25 protein-coding genes are annotated in these 25,826 nt (G+C 37.0%); all 25 read right to left on the bottom strand.

Annotated elements, in window-relative coordinates; all coding sequences use genetic code 11:
- Nucleotides 1–51: 51 nt before the first annotated feature.
- The 25 genes from flgG to ACFYKX_RS00330 all read right to left on the bottom strand — a co-directional run bounded on the left by flgG (nt 52) and on the right by ACFYKX_RS00330 (nt 25,760).
- Complete coding sequence (gene flgG / locus ACFYKX_RS00450) at nt 52–957, bottom strand: flagellar basal body rod protein FlgG (RefSeq protein WP_389356984.1); 906 nt, start codon at nt 955–957, stop codon at nt 52–54.
- Between the two features lie 81 nt (nt 958–1,038).
- Entirely contained in the window at nt 1,039–1,425 is a 387-nt protein-coding gene (locus ACFYKX_RS00445) for a TIGR02530 family flagellar biosynthesis protein (RefSeq protein ID WP_389356982.1), read from the bottom strand.
- A gap of 15 nt (nt 1,426–1,440) precedes the next feature.
- Nucleotides 1,441–2,079, bottom strand: a complete 639-nt coding sequence (gene flgD / locus ACFYKX_RS00440; RefSeq protein ID WP_389356980.1) for a flagellar hook assembly protein FlgD — start codon at nt 2,077–2,079, stop codon at nt 1,441–1,443.
- A 9-nt stretch (nt 2,080–2,088) separates the two neighbouring features.
- Nucleotides 2,089–3,306 carry a flagellar hook-length control protein FliK gene (locus tag ACFYKX_RS00435; protein WP_389356978.1) on the bottom strand — a complete coding sequence of 406 codons (1,218 nt, stop codon included), beginning with the start codon at nt 3,304–3,306 and terminating at the stop codon, nt 2,089–2,091.
- Nucleotides 3,307–3,335: 29 nt separating this feature from the next.
- On the bottom strand, nt 3,336–3,929 hold the full coding sequence (locus ACFYKX_RS00430; RefSeq protein WP_389356976.1) for a MotE family protein: 594 nt from the start codon (nt 3,927–3,929) through the stop codon (nt 3,336–3,338).
- Nucleotides 3,930–3,937: 8 nt separating this feature from the next.
- Entirely contained in the window at nt 3,938–4,381 is a 444-nt protein-coding gene (gene fliJ, locus ACFYKX_RS00425) for a flagellar export protein FliJ (RefSeq protein ID WP_389356974.1), read from the bottom strand.
- Between the two features lie 4 nt (nt 4,382–4,385).
- Nucleotides 4,386–5,705: a flagellar protein export ATPase FliI gene (gene fliI / locus ACFYKX_RS00420; protein ID WP_389356972.1), complete on the bottom strand. Its 1,320-nt coding sequence runs from the start codon at nt 5,703–5,705 to the stop codon at nt 4,386–4,388.
- A 1-nt stretch (nt 5,706) separates the two neighbouring features.
- Complete coding sequence (fliH, locus tag ACFYKX_RS00415) at nt 5,707–6,480, bottom strand: flagellar assembly protein FliH (RefSeq protein ID WP_389356970.1); 774 nt, start codon at nt 6,478–6,480, stop codon at nt 5,707–5,709.
- The gene (gene fliG / locus ACFYKX_RS00410) at nt 6,464–7,480 is read right to left on the bottom strand and encodes a flagellar motor switch protein FliG (RefSeq protein ID WP_389356968.1); all 1,017 of its coding nucleotides are present in this window, start codon (nt 7,478–7,480) and stop codon (nt 6,464–6,466) included. The genes fliH and fliG overlap by 17 nt, the downstream gene beginning before the upstream one ends.
- Before the next feature lie 14 nt (nt 7,481–7,494).
- Nucleotides 7,495–9,096, bottom strand: coding sequence for a flagellar basal-body MS-ring/collar protein FliF (gene fliF / locus ACFYKX_RS00405; protein WP_389358964.1), 1,602 nt, complete (start codon nt 9,094–9,096; stop codon nt 7,495–7,497).
- A 71-nt stretch (nt 9,097–9,167) separates the two neighbouring features.
- On the bottom strand, nt 9,168–9,479 hold the full coding sequence (gene fliE / locus ACFYKX_RS00400) for a flagellar hook-basal body complex protein FliE (protein WP_389356966.1): 312 nt from the start codon (nt 9,477–9,479) through the stop codon (nt 9,168–9,170).
- A gap of 14 nt (nt 9,480–9,493) precedes the next feature.
- Entirely contained in the window at nt 9,494–9,943 is a 450-nt protein-coding gene (gene flgC / locus ACFYKX_RS00395) for a flagellar basal body rod protein FlgC (protein ID WP_389358962.1), read from the bottom strand.
- Nucleotides 9,944–9,951: 8 nt separating this feature from the next.
- Entirely contained in the window at nt 9,952–10,347 is a 396-nt protein-coding gene (flgB, locus tag ACFYKX_RS00390) for a flagellar basal body rod protein FlgB (protein WP_389356964.1), read from the bottom strand.
- 532 nt (nt 10,348–10,879) lie between these two features.
- A complete protein-coding gene (codY, locus tag ACFYKX_RS00385) occupies nt 10,880–11,659 on the bottom strand; it encodes a GTP-sensing pleiotropic transcriptional regulator CodY (protein WP_389356962.1) in 780 nt (259 codons plus the stop codon).
- 129 nt (nt 11,660–11,788) lie between these two features.
- Nucleotides 11,789–13,201: an HslU--HslV peptidase ATPase subunit gene (gene hslU, locus ACFYKX_RS00380; RefSeq protein ID WP_389356960.1), complete on the bottom strand. Its 1,413-nt coding sequence runs from the start codon at nt 13,199–13,201 to the stop codon at nt 11,789–11,791.
- Between the two features lie 6 nt (nt 13,202–13,207).
- Nucleotides 13,208–13,750: an ATP-dependent protease subunit HslV gene (gene hslV, locus ACFYKX_RS00375; protein ID WP_389356958.1), complete on the bottom strand. Its 543-nt coding sequence runs from the start codon at nt 13,748–13,750 to the stop codon at nt 13,208–13,210.
- Nucleotides 13,751–13,773: 23 nt separating this feature from the next.
- Nucleotides 13,774–14,673, bottom strand: a complete 900-nt coding sequence (gene xerC, locus ACFYKX_RS00370) for a tyrosine recombinase XerC (RefSeq protein WP_389356956.1) — start codon at nt 14,671–14,673, stop codon at nt 13,774–13,776.
- A 57-nt stretch (nt 14,674–14,730) separates the two neighbouring features.
- A complete protein-coding gene (trmFO, locus tag ACFYKX_RS00365; RefSeq protein WP_389356954.1) occupies nt 14,731–16,038 on the bottom strand; it encodes an FADH(2)-oxidizing methylenetetrahydrofolate--tRNA-(uracil(54)-C(5))-methyltransferase TrmFO in 1,308 nt (435 codons plus the stop codon).
- Nucleotides 16,039–16,243: 205 nt separating this feature from the next.
- Complete coding sequence (gene topA / locus ACFYKX_RS00360; RefSeq protein WP_389356952.1) at nt 16,244–18,319, bottom strand: type I DNA topoisomerase; 2,076 nt, start codon at nt 18,317–18,319, stop codon at nt 16,244–16,246.
- Between the two features lie 540 nt (nt 18,320–18,859).
- A complete protein-coding gene (gene dprA, locus ACFYKX_RS00355; protein WP_389356950.1) occupies nt 18,860–19,729 on the bottom strand; it encodes a DNA-processing protein DprA in 870 nt (289 codons plus the stop codon).
- 86 nt (nt 19,730–19,815) lie between these two features.
- Nucleotides 19,816–20,718 (bottom strand): succinate--CoA ligase subunit alpha, encoded by a 903-nt coding sequence (sucD, locus tag ACFYKX_RS00350; protein WP_322448641.1) that lies wholly within the window; start codon nt 20,716–20,718, stop codon nt 19,816–19,818.
- A 15-nt stretch (nt 20,719–20,733) separates the two neighbouring features.
- Nucleotides 20,734–21,891: an ADP-forming succinate--CoA ligase subunit beta gene (sucC, locus tag ACFYKX_RS00345; protein WP_389356948.1), complete on the bottom strand. Its 1,158-nt coding sequence runs from the start codon at nt 21,889–21,891 to the stop codon at nt 20,734–20,736.
- A 649-nt stretch (nt 21,892–22,540) separates the two neighbouring features.
- Nucleotides 22,541–22,822 (bottom strand): EscU/YscU/HrcU family type III secretion system export apparatus switch protein, encoded by a 282-nt coding sequence (locus ACFYKX_RS00340; RefSeq protein ID WP_389356946.1) that lies wholly within the window; start codon nt 22,820–22,822, stop codon nt 22,541–22,543.
- Nucleotides 22,819–24,768 (bottom strand): hypothetical protein, encoded by a 1,950-nt coding sequence (locus tag ACFYKX_RS00335; protein WP_389356944.1) that lies wholly within the window; start codon nt 24,766–24,768, stop codon nt 22,819–22,821. The genes ACFYKX_RS00340 and ACFYKX_RS00335 overlap by 4 nt, the downstream gene beginning before the upstream one ends.
- A 215-nt stretch (nt 24,769–24,983) precedes the next feature.
- Nucleotides 24,984–25,760, bottom strand: coding sequence for a ribonuclease HII (locus tag ACFYKX_RS00330; RefSeq protein ID WP_389356942.1), 777 nt, complete (start codon nt 25,758–25,760; stop codon nt 24,984–24,986).
- Nucleotides 25,761–25,826: the final 66 nt, after the last annotated feature.

The following is a 25,826-nucleotide window of genomic DNA, read 5'->3' as shown; positions in this document are numbered from 1 at the left end:
TATTTATCAGGACTGAAGGCTAATTACTTTCAGTCCTGTCCCTCCCTTAAACTATCGTTTTAAGTTTACTAGTTCTTGCAGAATTTCGTCAGAAGTTGTAATAATTCTAGTATTTGCTTGGAATCCACGTTGAGCAGTGATCATTTCGGTGAATTCTTCTGAAAGGTCAACGTTGGACATTTCTAGGAAGCCTGACTCAGTTGTTCCTAGACCTGATTCTCCAGCAAAATTTAATACTGCAGCCCCAGTGTTATCATTACCTCTATAAGAATTACTACCGGTTTTTTCTAGAGCTCCGGTATTGGGGAATTTTGCCATCACTAGTTTACCAGCCCATTTTAAAACTCCAGCAGCATCTACATATGTTACTGTTCCATCTTTTCCTATACTCATGTCTTTTGCATCTGTAGGTATCTTGATTGGGCTATAATCCACCCCTGGATTTGTAGTAGTTGGTGTTCCACCCGCTGGAAAATTGAAACTCGCGTTATTTATTGCAGTAGGTGCGACACCAGGATCTGCCGAGAAACCAACAATATACATACCGTCACTATTTACTAAGTATCCCTCTTTATCCATATAAAAATTCCCTGCTCTAGAATACTGTATATTAGAAAAATTGGAATGAGTAGCATTAGATGTTCCTACTTGAAAAAAACCATCCCCAGCAATCCCTAAATCTAGTACTCTATTGGTTGTCTGTAGGTTTCCACCAGTGTGGATTGTATCAATAGTAGACATCTGCGAACCCAGCCCGACTTGCTTAGGATTTACTCCTCCACGAGTACCAGTGGGTCCACTAGCACCAGATAAATTCTGGCTCATCATGTCTTTAAAAACAACACGGCCCTTCTTAAATCCAAATGTATTTACGTTTGCAATATTATTTCCTATTACATCAAGCTTTGTTTGAAAGTTTTTTAAACCACTAATACCTGAATACATTGAGCGTAGCATATAACTATCTTCTCCTTTCGAATGAGCTGCTTCATTCGGTCCACAGCTCAGGCCTCCAACTAAGGTCCAGCCTATCACTTATTATTCTAGTACAATTGTACCGTTTATGTTAGTAAAAATTTGTGAAGTTGCTTCGTTCCGATCCATTGCCGTTATAACCGTATTGTTTTTTGCACTGATAATTAACGCAGCATTATCTAACAATACAAGGGAATCTTTAACCCCCATTTTCTTTGCTTCATTTACTTTTTCCTGAATATTCTCCCAACGACTCTCACTAATAGTTATCCCTCTTTGATGTAGTCGCTCTTTAGCATGCTTACTAATCGTTAACTTACTATTGGTTTCAATAGCTTGTTGTAAATGAAGGGAAAATGTATTATTTTTTGAGTGGTTTACTTTTGGTAAACGATTTTGTTGGCTTTTAATCGGCTGTGACTGAATCGGTCTAAAAACTGACTTGTCCATCCCAATCCTTCCTTTTTAGCCAATTTTGGTTATTTGACTTGAAGTTATACTCGTTTCATCATCTAACTGAAACAATGTTTTTCCATCTTTAAAAGAAACCGATTTAACCACTGACTGTTTTTCCTCTTTATTCTCATTAAAATAAGTAATACTTTTACCAATTAACATACTTGCTTGTATAAGATTATTTTCTGTAGGTGAGCTATTAATCTGTGAAATATTAGCAGGCTCTAGTTCTGTTCCGTCCTCTAACTTAAAATAGACATTACCGTCTTTAAATTGGAGAGATATTACTCTACTAATTCCCTCTTGAACTACTGGTTCTGCATCTGGGTCTTCTTCAGAATATTGTAATTTATGCCAAGTTATTTCTTTGCCTACGAATTGACTGTAAGATATTAGCTTACTGTCCTCCTGTGACTGTACAAATTTATCAATAGATTTACCCATGTTAGTAATTTGCTCCAAGCTAGTAAACGTTGCCATCTGAGCAATAAAATCCTTATCCTGCATAGGATTCAGTGGATCTTGATGCTGTAGTTGTGTCATAAGAATTTTCAAAAAATCATCTTTTCCTAAAACATCTGAGCCTGTATTCCTTTGTTGCTTTTGGTAGTTCGATAAATACAAAGATGAGTCAATTGTATTTGTCATATTCATCACCTATATTTCCATATTTAAAAGTGCATCCTCAAATGATAATTCAAAAGAATCGTCATTTTGATTTTCTTCTTTAGCTTCTTTATCCGGTTGTCTAGAATGATTGTTATGTTGTTGGTGACCCTCTTTATTTAAAGATCTATCCTGTTGGTTCATCTGTTGAGATATTTCAATTCTCTCAACTTGTATGTTTTGGGAATTAAATGCTTGTTTTAAGCTGTTTAGCTGCGATTCAATGGTATCTTTTGCAGTAGCAGTTGTTGTTAAGATCTTTGCAATCATCATTGAATCCTTTTGAATTAGCTCAATTCTTAAGGATCCTAGATGTTCAGGATTTAATTTAATGAACAACTTTTGTGTTCCACCGAGTTTTGAAAATTGACTTCTAGATAAAATGTTCTCAAACTGTCTGATCATATCTTCAGTAGTTGCGGCTTTGACAGACTTATCAACCATCAAACTAAATTGTTCTGGTTTAGAAATTTGGTGAAATTGAACAGTTCCATTAATCACTTCAAGTTTTGGTGATGTAGTTACCTTATCTGTTTGACCTTCAGAATTACCAGGGATTTTTTTAAACCCGGCAGCTACAGGAGCAAACTTTTCATATAACAATTGTAATCTATCATTCTTCGGCCCTAGTTTGTCAGACATAGTTGCTAGAGTAGAAGTTGACTTTCCATCTTCTAAAAGAATTTCGAGTTTCTTCGAAAGCTGTTCAGTTAAGCCTTTAAATTGACTTTTCTTTTCACTTAAATTTAGATGTTCAGACAAAAGGTCGAACAATTTTATCGTCTTAACCATATCGACAACATCGTTGTTTATCGATTTACCTAATTCTTTAATTGGTATTTGATTTAGGTTATTTAATTTACTAACAATTGCTAATAACTCTTCCTTAAAGGACTCTTCTTCTATACCCAGATATTCCTTTACCATTGAAAGCAAATCAAGCTCGCTGTTGGACAAAACTTGATTTAGTAACTCTAACCCACCATTTAAGTCAAGTAGATCATCTGTCTTTATAAACTGTATGAGTTCCTGAATTTCATTCTTGGATAGGGATTGCTCCTCCTCAACAGGACCAATTTGAGTATCATTGTTAACTGATAACAATGCTTCGAATAATCCAGCAAATCCACTATCACTAGTTGTAGACGAAATACTTTTATCACCTGACACTAAGGTATTTACTGCACCTAACCCTCCTACTTGCATCATTTCTCACCCCCTTTCAAAGAAAGCATAAACTAATTGTTTTCAGCAGTTAGAAGTTCTGTATATTTTGCTGCATCCTCTGGTTCCATATTTTCAATGATTGCAGCAAGATTGTCTGGTTTTATACTAGTCAGGATCTTTACAGCATCTTCGTCACTCATTTGAGTTATTATAGGCGCTGCTTTCTTCGCAGAAATCGTTTCATAAGTTTTAATAATATCTTTAAAGGCACGCTTATTTTCTTCTTGCATAGCTGTCAGTTCATCTATTTGCAGTTGAAGTTGTTCTTTTTCTAGCAGAACACGCTCCACTTGTTTTTCTTTTCCATCAAGTTCGGTTTCTAACTCTAGAATCTTAGCTTCGCGATCCTTAATTTCCCCTTCTAGCTCAATCATATTGGATTCCCAATCTTCAATTGAATTTGATGGATTTTCTTCAAAGTAGGCTGATAAGAAAGGAATATTTTGTCCATATTCTTTAGTCTTTTCGAAAACGTTAATCCCTGCAACTGAAAGTATAACTAACGCTAAAGTAACTGCAAATAAAATTGGAATTACTACAACAAACAAAAACCACTGAAACTTATTAAATTTTTTCTCTTCTTGTTCTTCAACTGCTTTAGCCATCCAATCACCTAGCTTCCCCGACTCATAAAGTGTTGAATCGAGATGTCATCCATCTGCTTATTCTCAGTAGCCTTTAAGTCTTCCACAAATAGATTTAAATCTTTTTCTCGAATCTTTTCTAGTTTCTTCACTTCTATGTTTTTTTCTAATAGCTTTTCTTGATACAAGAACATCCTGTTTCTAGCATTCATAACCATCTTTTGCTGATGATTAATCAGATTCTCTAGGTTACCAATAAAATGTTGATGGTAACGTACTTCTTGGACTGAGAGACCATGCACTAATCTATTAGATTGAAATTCTTCTAGATCCTCTTTCTTCTTTAGAAGTTCATATAGCTTTTCCGCAACTTCTTCAAACTTTTTTACTGATTCGTTGTATATCGAGAGAGCCTCTTCTTTCTCTCGCTCCTTTACGAACAAAATTTTATTAAACTTAAAATCGTATTTCATAAGCCTATTCAACCTTTCCAATTAAGTCGTATAGGGTATTAATACTCTCTTGCATCGAAACCTTTTCGTCTGTTTCTTGCTTTAAAAATGATATGATCTGGGGGGTTAACCTAATCGCCTCATCTATTTCTCTTGAGGATCCCTTCTTATATGCACCTATATTAATTAAATCCTCTGAATTAATGTAAGTACTCAATAAGTCCCTTAATTTCTCTGAAGATTTTCTATGGCCTTCAGGAACAATGTTATTCATTACCCTGCTAATACTCTTTAGAACGTTTAACGCTGGGTATTGTCCTTTATTGGCAAGGCTACGATCTAATACAAGGTGACCATCTAAAATTCCTCGTACTGTGTCAGATATAGGTTCATTCATATCATCACCATCAACTAACACAGTGTAAAATGCTGTAATGGAACCATACAAATTGGTACCCGTTCTCTCCAAAAGTTTAGGCAAAATAGCAAAAACGGACGGAGTATACCCCTTTGTTGTAGGCGGTTCTCCAATTGCTAGTCCAACTTCCCTTTGCGCCATTGCAACGCGTGTAACTGAATCCATCATCAGCATGACATTAAGTCCTTTATCTCTAAAGTACTCAGCAATGGCAGTTGCAGTAAAAGCACCCTTTATTCTCATTAACGCAGGTTGATCTGAAGTGGCGACTACTACTATTGACCTCGATAATCCTTCAGGACCTAAATCTCTTTCAATAAACTCTCGGACTTCTCTCCCACGTTCACCAATAAGGGCAATTACATTTAAATCTGCTGTAGTGTTTCTTGCAATCATTCCTAGTAAAGTACTTTTCCCTACTCCACTACCTGCAAAAATACCAACCCTTTGACCGTTTCCAACTGTTAATAGGCTGTCTATCATTCTGACACCTACTTCTATTGGATCGGTAATTGGTGGCCTACTCATTGGATTAGGAGGCTCTTTATCCGTTGGTACGGAAACCAATCCTTTAGGGAGAAGACTGCCATCTAATGGCTGCCCTAACGAATCTACTATATTTCCAATCAAGGCTGAACCTACTTTTACCTCGAGAGGCTTCAAGGTAGCTTCTACTAAACTTCCAGGCGAAATATCACTAATTGTTGTGTAAGGCATTAGTACGACATTCTCTTCTTTAAACCCTACAACTTCTGCAAGAATCCTTCTCTTTTGTAGATTGTTACTAACATGAATATAACAAACATCACCGATGGAGCTTTCTGGACCTTGAGATTCAATCATTAATCCGATGACTCTTTTGACTCTGCCATAACGTTTAAAGGTATCTAGTTGCTCAATTTGATCAATGAGATCGGTCACTTTCAAATCATTCACTCTCCAACAGTTCGAAAAGCTTTCGTTTAATTTCTTCCAATTGTTGATCTACACTAGCATCAATTCGTCCATTGGCTGATTCTATGATACAGCTCTGTTGAGATAATTCTTCGTCAGGATAAATATAAAGCTCTGTCTCCTTAGGAAATATACGAACTAGGTCTTCCTTTTGAGATAATAAATATCCGTAATGGATAGGATGAATGTGTAATTGAACTTCTTTGTAGTCTCTCGCCTCTTTTAGCGCTCGTTTAACAATCGTTAAAAACTGTTCTGTATTTCCATCAATTTTTTCACCAAGAATTCTCTCCGCTACCCTTAGTCCTATGTCTAGGATTGTACTTTCAGAGGATTCTATTTTGTTGAAATAATCCTGCTTAGAATCTTCAACAACTTGTTTTGCTTCGCTGATGTTTACCTTGTATTCCTCATATCCTCTTTGCTGCCCCTCAGAAAAACCATGCTTATACCCAGACTGTCTAGCTTCTTCAGCCATTCGTAGTTTTTCTTCCTCCCAGGCTATTTTTTCTTGTTCTATTTGCTGATACATGAACTGGATGTTGGCTTCTGTCTCTGAAATAAGTTGTTCAGCCTCTAGTCTCGCCTCTTGAAGAATCTTCTCTTTATCCTCTTGGAAATCAGCTTGTATGCTCGGAGCGACAACTTCTGGTTCAACACTTTTAAAACTTTTAATCGATATCACTTTGTTTTGTTGCTCACCTGGAGATGTCCAAGCAGACTTTATAAGTCTAGACAATGATATCATCTCCTCCACCGCGTGCTACGACGATTTCGCCAGATTCCTCTAGGCGGCGAATAATCGCAACGATACGAGATTGAGCTTCTTCAACATCACGAAGTCGGACAGGGCCCATAAACTCCATTTCATCCCTAAAGGTTTCCACCATCCGTTTAGACATGTTTTTAAAGACGATTTCTTTTACTTCATCACTTGATACCTTCAGTGAAAGCATAAGGTCTTCATTTTCACAATCACGAATAATTCTCTGGATTGCACGGCTATCAAGCGTGACAATATCTTCGAACACAAACATTCTTTTCTTGATTTCTTCTGCAAGCTCAGGGTCTTGAATTTCTAGTGCATCTAGAATCGTTCGCTCTGTAGCTCTATCAACTCCATTTAACACTTCGACAACCGCTTCAATTCCACCGGTTTGCGTGTAGTCTTGGGTTACTGTCGAAGAAAGCTTTCTTTCAAGCACCTGTTCAATCTCATTAATGATTTCAGGAGAAGTACTATCCATAACTGCGATTCTTCTTGCAATATCTGCCTGCATTTCTTGCGGAAGCTCGGATAGAATTTGACCAGCTTGTGTTGCATCTAGATAAGATAGAACTAGTGAAATCGTCTGTGGATGTTCATTTTGAATAAAGTTTAGGATTTGAGCGGGATCTGCCTTCCTTGCAAAATCAAATGGTCTAACCTGCAAAGATGACGTTAATCGATTTATAATTATAGCAGCCTGATCTGCCCCTAATGCTTTTTCTAACACCGTTTTTGCATACCCAATTCCGCCCTGAGTTATGTAATCTTGAGCTAAGGCGATATTGTGAAACTCTTCTAATATTTCTTCTTTAGAATGGGTATCTACTTTCTTTACACTTGATATTTCTAGTGTTAGCTTCTCAATTTCTTCCTCGCTTAAATGTTTATACACAGATGCTGACACATCAGGACCTAGTGAAATTAAAAGAATGGCCGCTTTTTGTTTTCCAGTTAATTCTTTTTGGTCTTTCTTTGCCACTTTTCACATCTCCCTTAGTCTTCGGCAATCCAACTTCTGAGGAGCTTTGCAAAATCCTCTGGTTTCTCTTTCGCCATTTTCTCTAGTTGCTTCCTTCTCATACTACCTTCTGTTTCAACCTCATCGTTCACATCAGGTACAGTAATGGGACTTGCTTGTTCAAGTATACGTTGATTATCTTCCTCTTCTTCAACACGTTTCTTACGCGCTCGCATGAATAAGAAAATTAATAACGCTATAACTGCTAGCAGCACTCCGCCTACTACATAGATCCACCATGGTATTACAGCAGTAGGTTTATCATCAAAAGTGACTTTGCCATTGAATGGCTGTACAGAAACAACAATTTTATCTTGGATACTTTCTTCTGTTAGTTCCTCTTGTAATGAGTTTTTATCAATGGTTGTACGGACAATAGTCCCTAGCATCCTAGTAATATCGTCTACTCTCTCTTGCGGAAGAGAGTTAGGATCATCTGCAACAGGTGGTTCAACCATAACTTGAATTCCTAGATCTCTAATCTTGTATGGACTTTCAACAATCTCTTTTCGAATCTTATTAACTTCATTGTTAATCGTCTCTTCTATTCTTTCATAATCACCATTTGCGTTAGCACCTTCTAGGTAACCGACCCCACCTGCATCTGCAGGATCTTCCCCCTGTGGGACTCCACCTACACCAGCCCCATTCCCGGTAAACGTTTCTGTAATCTTTTGTGCGCTAATAGCTATACCTTCCATGTTTTCTTCATCAACAGGTACAACAAGGTTTTCTTCTCTATTTTCTTGAGTAAAATCGATGTCAGCTGTAACGGAAACAACGACTTTGTCTTGACCCATTAATGTTCCTAACATACTTTGAACTTGTCTTTGCACATCACGCTCTAACTGATTTTTAATGTCAAGTTGAGCGGTGAAAGTAGAACCGTCAGAATTTGAATTATTTTTTAAATCAAAGTACTCAAAAAATTGGTTGGTGATGACGATATTATCTGTAGACAGATTTGGTACACTTTTTGAGACTAGATGGTAGAGTGCTTTTATTTGATCTTCTTCAAACTGATACCCTGACTTTGTATTTAATACAATTGACGCTGATGCTGCCTCGGCTGTATCAGTAACGAAAATCCCTTTTTCAGGAAGGTGAATCATCACCTTTGCGTCATTTACGCCATCTATGCCTTTTATTAGATTAGAAAGTTCCGATTGCATAGCTTCCAGCTTCAAAACATTAAATTCATTTTCGGTCATCCCAATCCCAGCATTTTGACTAAAAAAAGAATAATCTATACTCCCGGAATTTGGGATCCCCTCTGCAGCAAGTTCAACTTTTAAACTGTCTACTAACTCCTCGGGAACTTTAATAGTTGTCCCTCCGTCTGCAATTTCAGACACAATTCCTCTCCCATCTAAACTTTCCTTGATGGTCCCAGTTTCGGATGGAGTTAAATTACTGTAAAGAGGAACTAGTGTAGTTCTAGTAGCAAGTATAGTTGTTATGATTACTAGAACAATAAAAAACAAAAATCCACCGAAAAAGACCATTTTTTGTTTTTTCGTCCTAGTACCCCAATATTCTTTCACATTGTTTACATTTTTCTGAAGCGTTTCATTCATCATAATCCCCCGGTTATTCTGGCTAATTGTCGGCAGCTAATAACCGCAAGCCTTCATCACTTATATCTCTATTAAACTTGCATTCTCATAACTTCTTGATAAGCCTCGATTACCTTATTTCTGATTTCCATCGTAGCTGAAAACGTAATGCTAGCTTTTTGACTGGCAATCATCACCTGATGCAAGTCTACATTCTCACCTTTTGCTAACTTCGTTGTGTATTGGTCCGATTCAATTTGCGCTTGATTTACTTCCTCAATTGATTTCTTTAATACGGACGCAAAATTCTTATGTATTTCGAATGGTGTAGATGTAGGAGTAGCATTTATTTTATTTTGAGTTTGAAATATTTGATTTGTTGTTGGAAATGAAATATTATTCACTTATAAAACTCCTTTTATTTTCCAATTTCTAGAGCTTTCATCATCATTCCTTTTGAAGCATTTAAAACCGTTACGTTAGCTTCATACGATCTTGTTGCACTTATAAGATCAACCATTTCTCGAAGTGGGTCCACATTTGGAAGCTCAACATACCCATTTTCATCAGCATCAGGATGCTCTTGGTCAAACACTAGTTTAAACGGAGTTTCATCCTCAACGATTCTAGTAACTTTTACACCGTTCCCAGCACCATTACTTTGGCGATTTATGGCCATATTCATAAAAGATGAGAAGCTACCTTCTCTAGGCTCTAACACTACTGATTTACGTTGATATGGTACCCATTCTCCATTCACTAGCTTTCCACGCGTTGTATCTACATTAGCCATATTCGATGAGATAACATCCATGCGTAATCTTTGAGCTGTAAGAGCTGAAGATGAAGTGTTAATACTATGAAACATAGACAATGTTATTTCCCTCCTCGAATAACGGTTTGTAGAGAATTAAACTTACCATTAACTCTCTCAATTAATGCATTATAGTAGATCTGATTCTTTGCTAAATCTGCCATTTCTTTATCTAAATCTACGTTGTTGCCATTATGGTTGTAAGATGTATCATTTCTATTAATAATAGTCTTTTGCGTTGAAGGCACACCTTGAAATTGATAGTGCCTAGCATCCGTTCGGTTAGCTGTAATGGTTTGGTCTAGTGTAGATTGAAAAACAGACTTAAAATTCACATCTTTTGCTTTATAATTAGGTGTGTCTACATTAGAAATGTTCTGGGATATTGCTTTTTGCTTCAACGAAGAATAATCCAATGCTTTTTCTAAAGTTGTTATTGTGTTTGAAAACAGTTTCAAGTACCTCACCTCAAATTACTAAAAACATAGTGGAAATGTTAAAATTTGCAGAAATTTGTTATTTAACGCTGAATTATGTAATCTTAATCCTTATTGTAATGAAAGTGTCATAATATGTCTATGTAAAATAAGATAAAAACTTTGGTATATAAGTCCTATTTTGACCCACAAAACTGATATTATATGAAGAATTTACCAATCTAGATCGTTTTGTCCTAAAGTCTAAGTTTAGTCATACTTGTCAACATAAAACTGATTATATTTTTAAAGAAATTTTAGTAGGTAAATAGACTTATGAATTACTGAGAATAAAGCAAGTATATGGACAAAAGGTAGTAAGTTTCTTCGTTACAATTGTTAAAATAAATTCGTTTTTTCGTAAGAAATCTGTAACAATTTGTCGATGTAACTTCCGATAACCTGTTCACATGTAGCTTGCTATACTAGAATGGAGTCTTAGTTCTTTAGGGATTTTTTTCCTTTCAATTCTCCACAAAACAACCCCCTTAGCATCCTAAGGGGGTCAAATTTATTAATTCGTTTTTAGTTTTTCAAGTTCAAACAAGAACTTGTCATTTAGTACCTTGATGTAAGTACCTTTCATTCCTAGTGATCTTGATTCGATTACTCCAGCACTCTCAAGTTTACGAAGTGCATTTACGATAACTGAACGAGTAATTCCGACGCGGTCAGCAATCTTTGAAGCAACTAATAGACCTTCATTCCCATTAAGTTCTTCAAAAATATGTTCAATCGCTTCTAACTCACTGTATGATAATGAACTTATCGCCATTTGCACGACAGCTTTGCTACGAGCTTCTTCTTCAATTTCTTCCGCTTTTTCACGAAGGATTTCCATCCCTACAACAGTAGCACCATATTCTCCAAGGATTAAATCATCATCATGGAATTGTTCTTGAGTTCTAGCTAGGATTAGTGTACCTAGTCTCTCTCCACCACCAATGATTGGAACAATCGTTGTCAGTCCATTTTTAAACAGCTCTTTATTCTCAACAGGGAATGCTGTATATTCACTTTCTACATCTAAGTTCGAAGATGTCTCTTTAATATTAAATAAGTTATTTGTATATTCTTCAGGGAACTGTCTGTCCTCAAGCATCTTTTTCATACGCTCATTTTCAATTTGCTGATTGACAGCAAATCCTAAAAGCTTCCCGCGGCGACTTACGATAAAAATATTTGCTTCGATGACTTCAGATAATGTTTCGGACATTTCCTTAAAGTTTACAGGTTTTCCTGCTGCTTTCTGTAGTAGAGCATTAATTTTCCTTGTTTTTGTTAATAAATCCATCGTTTCTTCCTCCTATATTTGCTAAATCCCATAAAATATTTAGTAGTATATTTTTTTCTGTATCTATTGCTGTGAAATGACTCTGTTAAACATCAGATCGAACTTTAACATAGCCTTAATTTCTAAAATTTAGAGAATAAACTGACTTAAATCCTTATCCTTTGAAATGGCCCCAAGTTTTTCGTCTACATATTGAGGTGTAATAGCAACTTTATCCATTGTAATATCAGGTGCTTCAAACGATAAATCTTCTAAAAGTTTTTCAAGAATCGTATGAAGACGTCTCGCTCCAATATTATCAGTGTTTTGATTTACATCAAATGCTACTTCTGCAATCCTACGAATAGCATCGTCAGAAAATTCAATTTGTATACCTTCTGTTTCCAATAATGCTTGATATTGCTTAATGAGAGCGTTATCAGGTTCAATCAAGATCCTAAAGAAATCGTCTACCGTAAGCTTCGTTAGTTCAACACGGATTGGAAAGCGCCCTTGTAGCTCTGGAATTAAATCCGAAGGCTTCGCAGTATGAAACGCGCCCGCTGCGATAAAGAGAATATGGTCTGTTTTAACTGAACCGTATTTCGTTACTACTGTTGACCCTTCTACCACTGGAAGAATATCTCTTTGGACACCTTCACGGGAAACATCAGCAGACGAACCACCGTTATTTTTACTAGCGATTTTGTCTATTTCATCAATAAAGATAATGCCTGTTTGTTCCGCTCTGAAAACAGCTTCCTGCGTAACTTCATCCATATCGATTAACTTTTGGGCTTCGTCTTGTGTAATAACCTTTCGAGCTTCACTAACAGTGAGTTTGCGCTTTTTACGCTTTTTAGGCATCAAACCACTTAAGGCATCCTGCATGTTCATCCCCATTTGTTCCATTCCTGAACCTTGCAGCATATCAAACATGGAAGGCTGTTGTTCATCGACTTCGACAGAAACCATTTCATTTTCTAATTCGCCACGCTCAAGTTTTTCCTTAACAACTCTACGGCGATCTTGAAGGTTCAAATCCTCTGCAGTAGTATCAGGCTCTTCTTTTGTTTCCCCACCTCCAAAAAACATTTCAAGCGGATTTTTGTATCCCGTATTTTTTTTAGTAGATGGAACTAAAAGGTCGATTAAACGTTTGTTTGCATTATGCTCAGCTCTTTCTTTAACACTAAGCATCTTTTCTTCTTTTACTAAGCGGACAGAGGTTTCAACTAAATCTCTTACCATGGACTCAACGTCACGACCTACATATCCTACCTCGGTGAATTTCGTTGCCTCTACCTTAACAAAAGGAGCACTTACTATTTTAGCCATTCTACGAGCGATTTCCGTTTTCCCAACTCCAGTTGGTCCCATCATGAGGATGTTTTTCGGATTAATTTCATCTCGAAGCTTTTCATTTAATAAACTACGACGATATCGATTTCTTAATGCTACCGCAACCGCTTTCTTTGCATCCTTTTGACCTACAATATATTGATCCAATCTATCAACAATTTGACGTGGAGTTAAATCCGTTCCTTTGGTCACCATTTGCATTCCTCCTTACAACTCTTCAACAATAATGTTGTCATTTGTGTAAACGCAAATTTCTGCTGCCACTTCTAGTGCTGCTTTGGCGATGTCTTTAGCTGTTAAGTGCTCTCCTGCATATTTCTTTAATGATCTTCCAGCGGAAAGAGCATAGTTTCCACCTGATCCGATAGCTAATATACCATCGTCAGGTTCAATAACTTCACCTGTTCCTGATATTAAAAGTAAACCATCCTTATTCATAACAATTAACATGGCTTCTAGTTTTCGTAGAACTCTATCACTTCTCCATTGTTTCGCAAGTTCAACTGCTGCCCTTTGGAGATTGCCGTTAAATTCCTCGAGCTTGCCCTCAAACATTTCAAACAAAGTAAAAGCATCGGCTACAGAACCGGCAAAACCAGCAATCACTTTCCCATTAAATAGTTTTCTTACTTTTCTAGCAGTATGCTTCATTACTACTGCATTTCCAAAAGTCACTTGACCATCGCCGGACATCGCATATTGCCCATTATGATGAATTGCGAATATAGTGGTTGCATGAAATTCAGACATTTAATCCTCTCCTTTTTTGGAGTTTATGCCCTAGGATGATGGGTCATATACATTTTTCGTAAATAGTCATTGGTTACGTGTGTGTATACTTGTGTTGAAGATAGATACGCATGACCAAGCAATTCTTGTACCGTCCTCATGTCCGCCCCATTATTCAGCAAGTGAGTGGCAAAGGTATGCCTAAGCATATGGGGATGAATTTTTCCATCAAGAGAAGACTTATCGATTATGCTGTTTAAAATAGTTCTAACTCCTCTTGTCGTTAGAGGACCGCCCCGAAAATTCACAAATAAAAAATCATGTCCATTATTGGTCAATAATTCTTTACGTCCTTGTTGTATGTATTGTTCTAATGCGTCTTGAGCAAAGCTTCCAAAAGGAACATATCGCTCCTTCTGCCCTTTTCCATGTACTAATACGGTTGATAAATACATATCTAAGTCCGGTAAACGTATTTGGCAACATTCACTTACCCTTATACCTGTAGCATAGAGTAATTCAAGTAGAGCTTTGTTACGTTGACCAAGGGGTGTACTAATATCACAAGCTTCAAACACATGTGCCAATTCTTCTTCATAAAAAAAGTCTGGTAAACGTTTTTCAGATTTCGGGATAGCTACTTGTGAAAATGGATTTAGATCTACTAACTTTTCCCTTAGTAAAAACTTATAAAAAGTTCTCATGCTAGAAATTTTTCTAGCTACAGACTTTCTAGCAAGCTTTTTATTAAAAAGTTTAGTAAGATAGATACGGACATCCATGTATTGGACATCTGCAAACGATTGAATAGCTTGTTCAGACATGAACAATTGAAATTCTCTAATATCATGTTGGTAATGTTCAATAGTATATTGTGAATAATTTTTTTCAATTTGTAAATATTCTAAGAACAACTTTAAAGAAACGTTCATATTTGTCATCATAACACCTCACAAGGGCTACTAAATATTATCATAGTTTAATACCCCTTGCAAGAAAATTTACATATTTTTCACAAAGTTCTGAATTGTTTCCAAAGCTCTGTTTGCGTGTTGCTCATTTCTTTCTTTCTTCCCTCTAATTTTTTCAGGTAAATCAGGGAATAAGCCAAAATTAGCATTCATAGGTTGGAAGTTCTTTGAGTTAGCTGTTGTAATATATTTTGCCATACTCCCCATCGCCGTTTCGTGCGGGAACTCTATCGGTTCTTGGCCCAATGCAAGGCGAGCAGCATTAATTCCAGCAATTAGTCCACTAGCAGCAGACTCTACATAGCCCTCTACCCCAGTCATTTGACCTGCAAAGAACAAGTCCTCTCTATTTCTAAATTGATAAGTCGCTTTTAAAACCTTCGGTGAATTGATAAACGTGTTTCGGTGCATAACTCCATACCTTACAATCTCTGCATTCTCCAAACCAGGAATGAGTTTAAGCACTTCTTTTTGCGGCCCCCATTTTAAATGAGTTTGAAATCCTACTATATTGTAAAGAGTACCAGCAGCGTCATCTTGTCGTAACTGAATAACTGCATATGGTCTTTTTCCAGTTCGGGGATCCTCTAAACCGACAGGCTTCAGGGGACCAAACAACATGGTTTTTCGTCCTCTTTGTGCCATAACCTCTATTGGCATACAACCCTCGAAGAAAATTTCTTTTTCGAATTCTTTTAATGGTACTGTTTCAGCTGCAACCAAAGCATCATAGAAGCGATCAAATTCTTCTTCTGACATCGGACAATTCAGATAAGCAGCTTCGCCTTTGTCATAGCGAGACTTTAAATAAACTTTCTCCATATCAATGCTGTCTTTCTCAATGATTGGAGCAGCAGCATCGTAAAAGTACAGGTATTCTTCACCCGTTAGATCCTTAAGCTTTCCCGAAAGTGCTTCACTGGTTAAAGGACCCGTAGCAATAATAGTGATTCCTTCTGGTATTTCTGTCATTTCTTCATTCACTACCGTAACATTTGGATGATCCTTTACTTTTTCAGTTACTCTCGCTGCAAATTCGTGGCGGTCTACTGCAAGTGCCCCGCCGGCTGGTACTGCACACTCATCAGCAGAACTTATGATGACCGAATCTAGAAGGCGCATTTCTTCTTTTAGTACTCCAACAGCATTCGTTAATGTATTGGCTCTTAGTGAATTACTACACACCAGTTCAGCAAATTTATCCGTATGATGTGCTGGTGTTTGTTTTACTGGTCTCATCTCATACAAACGGACGTTTATTCCTCTTTTAGCAAGTTGCCAAGCAGCCTCACTTCCAGCTAAGCCAGCACCAATTACATTTACAGTTGTATTTAACATTTTATGTACCTCCATTTTTACATATGAATATTAAACATCGCTTTAAGTATTTGAATACGATTTAATAGTTTAATTTTGCTATCTTTGCAACCTTGGCTTAAAGGTACTAGTTTTATTTTCACCTATTCCTTTTTGGAAAAACCCTTAAAAACTTTTTCATTTACTTTTAAAAGGTCAATAGAAAAGAGTGAGCGTGCAGCTCACCCTAACTTTGTTGCTCTTCTTTATAGTCGCAATTAATACATTGGACTTGGACACCCTTTTTAAGCTTTTTCTCCACAAGTAGCTTGTCACACTTTGGACAATTACGTGGTAAAGGCTTATCCCATGAAATAAAATCACACTCAGGGAAACGATCACATCCGTAAAAGATACGACGCTTTTTACTTTTCCGTTCGATAATATTTCCCTCTTTACAATTAGGACATTTCACACCAATTTCTTTAACAATCGGCTTTGTGTTTCGGCAATCAGGAAAATTGCTACACGCCATAAACTTACCGTAACGCCCCATCTTGAAAACCATTGGATGAGAACATTGTTCACAATCCTCACCAGCTGGCTCATCTTTAATCTCTATTTCTTCCATTTCTTTCTCGGCTATTTCTAGACGTTTTTCAAAATCTTTATAAAAACCGTCGATAATACTGACCCACTTGGTTTTACCTTCTTCAATGTAGTCAAGATCCTGCTCCATTTTAGCTGTGAATTCTACATCGAGGATTTCTGGAAAAAACTCTAAAATTAACTCGTGTATGATCTCACCTAATTCAGTTGGAATGAAGCGCTTGTTGTCTAATGCAACATATCCACGCTTTTGAATCGTATCGAGAGTAGGAGCAAAAGTAGAAGGCCTACCAATTCCTAATTCTTCGAGTGTTCTTACTAGTCGTGCTTCTGTATAGCGTGGCGGCGGCTGTGTAAAGTGTTGCTTTGGTTCAATATCTTTTTTCAACACTTCGTCTCCTTCGACCAAGTCAGGAAGCATATTGTTCTTCTCTTCGAGTTGATCGTCGGTTCCTTCGACATAGACTTTCATAAAACCAGGGAATTTAACCTTGGATCCTGTTGCACGGAACACTACCTCACCATTTAATAAATCAACACTCATCGTATCCATGATGGCAGGTGCCATTTGACTTGCCACAAAACGTTCCCAAATTAATCGATATAAGCGAAGTTGATCCCTTGATAAGAATTCCTTTAAACTTCCTGGATCTTTTAATGTGCTAGTAGGTCGGATGGCTTCATGCGCATCTTGAGCATTTGTATTCTTTTTCTCTTTTCTTTTTTCTTCTTGCAGAAATTCCTTTCCGTAGGAAGATTCAATGTATTGGGAGGCTTCATCTTGAGCCACTTGGGAAATTCTTGTTGAATCGGTTCTCATATATGTAATTAGACCGACTGTACCTTCTTTTCCTAAGTCAATCCCTTCATATAGCTGCTGTGCGAGCATCATGGTTTTCTTTGCTCGGAAATTTAGCTTTCTCGCTGCTTCTTGCTGTAACGAAGATGTGGTGAAAGGGGCAGCAGGATTACGTTTACGCTCCTTCTTAGTAACCGAAGCTACAGAGAACTTATTCCCCTTCATTTGTGCCAATACATTTTTGACCTCGGCTTCTGATTTAAGCTCCATTTTTTCTTTCCCTATTCCGTAGAAAGATGCTTCAAAACTATCTTTCCCTTTTAAGAACTCTCCATCAATAGACCAGTATTCTTCTGGTACAAAGTCCTTAATCTCTTTTTCACGGTCAATAATGAGGCGAACTGCTACTGACTGTACTCTTCCCGCACTTAGACCTTTTTTTACTTTTTTCCACAGTAGAGGACTTATGTTATAACCAACAAGGCGGTCAAGAATCCTTCTGGCTTGTTGAGCTTCAACTAAGTCCATATTGATTGGTCTAGGGTGCTTGAATGACTCTTTAATAGCATCCTTTGTTATCTCATTAAAGACAACACGACAATCAGAGTTTACATCTACATCAAGGCTATGTGCTAAATGCCAAGCAATCGCTTCCCCTTCGCGATCCGGGTCAGCTGCAAGGTAAATCTTTTTCGCTTTTTTGGCAGCTGTTTTTAATTCTTTTAATACGGGACCTTTTCCACGAATCGTTATGTATTTTGGCTCGTATTCGTTGTCGACATCAACGCCCATTTGAGACTTTGGTAAATCTCTAACATGCCCCATTGATGCTTTAACTTTATATTTTTTCCCAAGATAGCGCTCTATCGTTTTAGCTTTGGCTGGAGATTCTACTATTACAAGAAAATCTGACATTAATGATCCTCCTCAAGAGGGTTGGTTTTTAGTTAAGGCTCTATTCGTTAACTTTATTGCTATTTAAATACTTTAAATTATTTTTATAGCGATGATGGTGCTGCTTCTTAGATCTACGAAGAAAAGATGCCACGAAGTAACACCGTATTCGTGTTAAAGTCAAAATACAAATAGCAGCAATCAATTCGAAAAGAGCCTTAGTTAATAATCTCAAATAAATGATTTAAGTGTTATATTCTTAAAATAAATGAAAATATCGGAGAAAATATCCATTATTATTAAACAGTTTGCTCGCTCTTGTCAATGTTTTAGTAACCGATTACAGTTTAGAGCGAGCAATTTTATAATAAATTGAGCAAAAGATATTATCAAACACCTGAAGCAAAATGTATAACAGTTTTAAAATAATTTCAACCTTTTCCTGAAAATTCTTTCCAGAAAATAGAGAAAAAAGTGAAAAATAGTCTTTATTGTGCATTATACAGCTTTATCTTTACAAAATACCATTTATTTAGTCTAAACCTTTCTAAATAAACTATTTTAATAACACAACTCGTCAAGAATATCTTGATAACTTTTTACAAGCTTTGCCCCTTGTTGTATGAGTTCATTCGTCCCAGCGGAATAATGACTAAAAATATTACCTGGGAGTGCAAATACTTCTCTTCCCTCATGAACCGCATAGTTTGCCGTAATTAATGAGCCACTTTTACTTTTTGCTTCTATTATAAATGTGCCCCTGCTCATTCCACTAATAATTCTATTTCTCATAGGAAACTGCCATCTGGTAGGCCTGGTATCTGGGGGATACTCCGATACAACAAGGTGTTGCTTCATCATTTCCAACGCCAATTTTTGATTCGATTTAGGGTAGATGTGATAAAGTCCTCCTGCAATAACACCAATGGTATTTCCACCTAGTTTTATTGAAGTTTCATGTACCAAAGTATCAATTCCTATTGCCAAACCACTAACAAATGAAATATTTTTTTCAACAAGGTAAGGAAATAAAGTATCTATCGCCTTCTTTCCGTATTCTGTTGCTTCTCTTGAGCCTACAACTGCAAGCTTTGGCTCTTCTTTTAAAAGACTAATCTTTCCCTTCGTATACAAAAGCCAGGGAGGCTGATAGATTTCTTTGAGCAATTCAGGATATAGAGGGTCAAAAATCGAAATGATTTTTATATTATTAATGGCGTACTGTCTGATTTTTTGAAGAATGATAGGAGAGTGTAAATCTTGTAGGAAATTGTGTAGCGTTTCGGAAGATAATTGTGTGGGGTAAAAATCTGGTGAGAGATTGTAAAGTGAGTTTAGTTGAGGGTCCTTCTTGAGCAATTGAAAAATAACTTGCCAGCTAGCACCTCTACAGTGGTGCAAATGAATAAGTCTTAATTTAAAATCATCCATAAAATGAAATTCCTCCAATTCTATAAAAAAATATTAGAAATAGTCCCTCTATTAAGAGGGACTATTTAAATATAAAAAAGTGTTAATTAGTGAGTTTTACATTGGTCATAAAGTCCTTTTTCTTTAAGAACTTTAATAAGTGTTTCACCCATTACAGATGGAGTATCAGCTACTTCAATTCCGCACTCGTTCATAACACGAATCTTTTCGTCAGCAGTACCTTTACCACCTGAAATAATCGCACCAGCATGGCCCATACGCTTTCCAGGAGGTGCCGTGCGTCCACCGATAAAGCCTACTACTGGTTTAGTCATGTTCGCTTTAACCCACTCAGCAGCCTCTTCTTCTGCTGTTCCACCGATTTCACCAATCATGATTACAGCATAAGTTTCAGGATCTTCGTTAAATGCTTTTAATACATCAATGAAGTTTGTTCCGTTAACTGGGTCTCCACCAATACCTACAGCTGTAGATTGGCCGATCCCTTCTTGTGATAACTGATGAACAGCTTCATATGTTAATGTACCAGAACGAGAAACTACTCCCACGTGTCCTTTTGTATGAATGTAACCTGGCATGATCCCAATTTTACATTCACCTGGAGTGATAACTCCTGGGCAGTTAGGTCCAACTAGGCGAGTCTTTTTGCCTTCCATATAACGCTTAACTTTCACCATATCTAAAACAGGAATATGCTCAGTGATACAGATAGCTAAGTCTAACTCAGCATCTACAGCTTCCAAGATTGCATCAGCAGCAAATGGAGCTGGTACGTAAATAACAGAAGCGTTCGCACCTGTAGCTTTAACAGCATCTTCAACTGTGTTGAATACAGGAACACCCTCAACTTCAGTACCGCCTTTACCTGGTGTTACACCAGCAACGATTTGCGTACCGTATTCTAGCATTTGTTTTGTATGGAAAAGGGCTGTAGAACCTGTAATCCCTTGAACAATAACTTTAGTATCTTTATTAATAAATACGCTCACAACAATTCCCCTTCCTTATACTAATGAAACGATTTTTTGTGCACCGTCAGCCATAGATTCTGCAGCAATAATGTTGATATCTGACTCAGCAAGAATTTTCTTACCAAGTTCAACATTTGTACCTTCTAGACGAACTACTAAAGGAACGTTTAAGCCTACTTGTTTAGCAGCTTCTACTACACCAGTAGCTATAACGTCACACTTCATAATTCCGCCAAAGATATTTACAAAAATACCTTTTACATTTTTGTCAGAAAGGATAATTTTGAATGCTTCAGTAACCTTTTCTGCTGTAGCACCGCCCCCAACATCAAGGAAGTTTGCAGGGTCTCCACCGTAATGTTTTACGATGTCCATAGTAGCCATTGCAAGTCCAGCTCCGTTAACCATACAACCGATATTTCCATCTAAAGAAATATAGCTTAGGTCATATTTAGAAGCTTCAATTTCTTTTGCATCTTCTTCATCAAGATCACGATATTCTACAATATCTTTATGACGATATAGAGCATTAGAATCAAAGTTTAATTTTGCATCTAATGCCATTACATTTCCATCACCTGTTACAACAAGTGGGTTAATTTCAGCAATTGAGCAATCTTTTTCAACAAATGCTTGGTATAAGCCCATCATGAACTTAACCGCTTTGTTTACTAATTCTTTTGGAATATTGATATTGAAAGCAATACGACGAGCTTGGTAGCCAGTTAATCCAACAACAGGATCTACTACTTCTTTGAAAATTTTCTCAGGAGTTTGTTCTGCTACTTCTTCAATCTCCGTACCGCCCTCTTCTGAAGCCATTAATACAACACGAGAAGTTGCACGATCTAATACCAAACCAATGTAGTATTCTTTTTTGATATCGCAGCCTTCTTCGATAAGTAAGCGTTTAACTTCCTTACCTTCTGGACCTGTTTGATGTGTTACAAGTGTTTTACCTAAGATTTCACTCGCATATGTACGTACTTCTTCTAAGTTCTTAGCAACTTTAACTCCGCCAGCTTTTCCGCGTCCACCAGCGTGAATTTGTGCTTTAACAACACAAACAGCTGTTCCTAATTCTTTTGCAGCTTCAACAGCTTCATCAACTGAAAATGCTACCTTACCGTTTGGAACCGCTACCCCGTATTTTCTGAGGATTTCTTTACCTTGGTACTCATGGATATTCATTTCCCATCCTCCTTAATTCTGCTCTCGCGCTTGGAAAATCTAATTCATTTTCCTTGTGTTAAAGCGCTTCCGCTTTTTTCCCTTAAGTTCTTTAAAAAATAGACTGCGCTTCCATTTTATAAAACAACACATACCTTGTCTACTATAAAGACAAAAATATTATTATTCTTTCTTTAATTTAGATGAAGATATACTGATTTAACTACGTTTTCATGTTAGAAAACTTATGAATTGAGCACAAATTATTTTTGTAACATAAGAAAAGCGCAAGCCCCTTGCTAAGCACCGTATAAATTGGAGCCCCATCTAATCTAGCTGTGGCTCCTTGACCCTCGAGTCACAAGCTGTACTGCTATGTGGCAAACAACGCCACGCCGCAGCCCATCTTATGCTTGTCGGGTCAGAGCAGTCGCCTCACTTTTTATGCATGAGATAAAGGAAACAGGAGAGCGAAAGCGATTCGATGTTGACTTATCGTAAGGAAGGAAAAATCATATGATTTTTCCCAGATGGGGTGAAGTTTACTAGGCGCTAGGCGCTGGAGCTAGACACCAATCTAAATTGAAGAACTTATACTCTCTTACCTAAAAATAAAAAGGAAAACTACCCAAAGGTATTTCTCCCCTAAAAATACTTTTATAGTCGTAAATTAATTTCTCCCTGCCTCTTTATCTGCTCGATAAATAAACGCAAATACTTCTGCAACAGCTTGATAAAGATCTTCTGGAATATTCTCATTTATATCTAATTTCCCAAGTAACTCAACTAATGATGAATCCTCTTGAATAGGCACACCATGGTCCTTAGCTGAGGCAAGAATATTTTCAGCAATAATCCCTTTTCCTTTTGCTACTAATTTAGGTGATTGATGCAGTTTATCATTATATGACAGGGCCACAGCTTCTTTTCTTTTCAATTTATCGTTCTTCATACCCGAATATCTACTCCGTTGTAGTTACTAGAATCATATAAAGGTTGAACAGCGTGTTTCTTCAGTGTGGTTTTCTGTTCTGAACTTTTTTGAAAATATATCGAAGACAATTTGTAATCATTCCTAGCCAAGTTTTCTTTTAAGATAGGAATAAGAGGAGTTGCTAACTTCTTTAACCTTTCCGTATCGTTAAAGATGGTTATATTCATAATCCGATTCTGAACTTGCATATCGACAATTGTCTCGTTCAGATTTTCTAAGTCTAAATAAAAGAGGACCCTACAATAGTTAGAATCTATTTCACCATTTTCCTTTTTTCTTCCACTCCATTGGATCGTTAAATCCGTCGTTTTTTGAAACAACGGTAAAGGTATTTGCATGACGTATTGTTGCAAAGGTCCAGTTTCCTGAGACATAAGCTGTACCCCTGTTATTTTGTGAAGGAGCTGTTCCGCCACATCTCTAATGTGAGGAGGAGGGGTCTCATTTAAATATTGAATGAGCACTGATTTAAGCGTATCTGTTCTTTGTAATTCTGGTGCATTCGTTTGTTTAAAAGAATGTAAAAGGTCTTTTTCATACGATAGGCCCAAATCTTTTATGATTTTCCGTAGTTGCTCTGATACGAACGTGCTATCCTCCCACTTTGCTCCCTCATTAATAACAGTCAATAATGACCGTAAAAGCATCTTTTCTTCTGCTTTTAATTGAGTTTGAATCTGGTTATTAGGCAGTAACTCTACAGGATCGAAAGTTTCATTCATAACTGAAACAACGTTCTGATTAAAGAGATTTATTTTTCCTACATCGTCCCCGTTTGAACTTAATAAAGGTAAGACCAAACGAGAAATCGTGTTTCCTACATTTTCGGTTTCTGTTTGTTGTATGATGGATAGAATGAAACTTTTCATTACACTATTTAGTATTCTATCATTCTGGCTAGAATTTACGCCTTCCGTCTGGTTAAGAATGCCCGAAACAACAGAATTTGATTGGGAGCTCCCAGGATTATTTGCAAGGTACTGTTTCACTTTTCCTATAAATTCTTCTTGGTTTCCAAGCCTAGAACTCTCAACCACTTCTTTGACTAGAGATAGATTCCTCGACACCTCATGGTTTAAGCCCCTTGTGGTGTCTTCTGCTGTCTTAAGGAGCTGTTCTGCACCATTCCTCAATACGACACTTTCATTCCCTTCTACAACCAACCCAAAGCGCTGTAGAAGTTTAAACGCAACTTGAGAATCGCCTTGTTCAGGAGTGCTTAGCCAGGTCTTCAATAGTTGGGTTAAGACTTGTTCTGTAAGTTTATGATTCTCCGATATCGTAAGCTGATGTGTTAGTTGTATAAGCTTATCGCCTGTAACAGAGGATGGACCTTGATCAAGCAGAGTATGTAACTGAGATAATAATACATTCATAGACTCACTTTTTATGTTGGCTTTCATAGATAGGAAAGTTTCTTTAGTAAGAGGTAAATCTTTTGTAAGCATCTGTTTAATGGCTTCGAGACCTTCTTTTGACTGACCATTTCCCTTTAACCACTCTGCAGATAATTGTAAGATTTCCTTTGAAATCGGAAGTCTCTCTTTGGCAAAAAAGGCCACCAACTCTATATTTTCCTTTGACTGAGGAAGAGAAAGCTGTTTAATCAGTCCTTCAATGGAAGCCGTACCGCCTTTTTGGAAGCTCCCTTCACTTAAAGGCAAAACCTTTAAATGAATTTTCCCTTCACCCGATTGGACCTGAAACCAATACCTTTCATTTGCTGATAGAGGAACTTCAAGTTGGGCAATTACTTTTTGATTCCCGACTTGGACCTCTGCTATTTGATTAGGAAATAACTTAATGATTTTCCCGTTTATAATTTGACCGGGTCGAAAGCCACGAGCTTCGGTTGGTGGAGCTGATTCTTTTAATAAAGACTGAATAATACTAGCAGTAACCATTTTCTCACCTTCTTTTATTACCTCTTAAAACAAGGCTGTTTTCACATAGATTGTTGCTATCCGTATATGTCTCAAGCACGGATTACATGCTACTTCGTGGCATCTTTTCTGCCTAATTTAAAGAAAACAGCACAATAAACCGTTTAAATGCAGGTTCAAAGTACTTAAATAACAACGAATTTTACGAAAAAAGCCTAAAACAACTTTATAAGGTCTTATTCATTACTTAAAGCTTCCCTTACCGGAGCGAAACTTCTACGGTGATAAGGTGTAACTCCAAATTTTTGTATAGCAGTTAGATGCTCACTCGTCCCATAACCCATATTACGAGCAAAACCATATTGCGGATATTCTAAGTCAATTTGCTTCATCATGCGGTCGCGAGTCACTTTGGCAATAATAGAAGCTGCAGAAATTGAAATACTCCTAGCATCTCCCTTTATGATAGACTCGCTAGCAAAAGGAGTCTCAAGCTTCATGGCATCTATTAGTAAAAAATCTGGTGTGACTGAAAGACCTTGTATGCTTAAGAGCATTGCTTTTTTTGTAGCTTCATAAATATTAATTGTATCTATGTCTCCTGCATCTACAACCCCAACGTTAATCGCTTCAGCTTGCTCTTGAATTTGAGAAAAAAATTCTTCCCTCTTTTGTTCTGTTAACTTTTTAGAATCATCTATCCCAGGCAGGTAAAATGTCTCTGGGAGAATGACTGCTGCAGCTACTACAGGTCCTGCAAGCGGTCCTCTTCCAACCTCATCGATTCCTGCAATTGATTTAAATCCTTCTTTACGGTATTTGTTTTCAAAGTAGGTCATTTCAACAAATTTTTCTTGAACTAGCTTCGTTTTTTCATAATTATTTAGCCATTTTTGTAAAAGCTGTTGCACCCCTTTACGTTCGTCGGATTTTAACTCCTTTAAAAATGGATGATTAAGATCTTCTAAAAGTAGTAGTTTATCGCTGATTTGACTAATGGTTAATTTGTTCAATGTAGGGTACTCCTTTTTTCACTCTTATTATATGTATCGGCTAGAATGAACAAAAAATAAAGGCCT

The organism is Cytobacillus spartinae (assembly GCF_042865285.1).
GTDB lineage: Bacteria > Bacillota > Bacilli > Bacillales > Cytobacillaceae > Robertmurraya_A > Robertmurraya_A spartinae.
The sequence above is the reverse complement of the archived record's forward strand: the minus strand, read 5'-3'. Positions and strand labels throughout refer to the sequence as shown.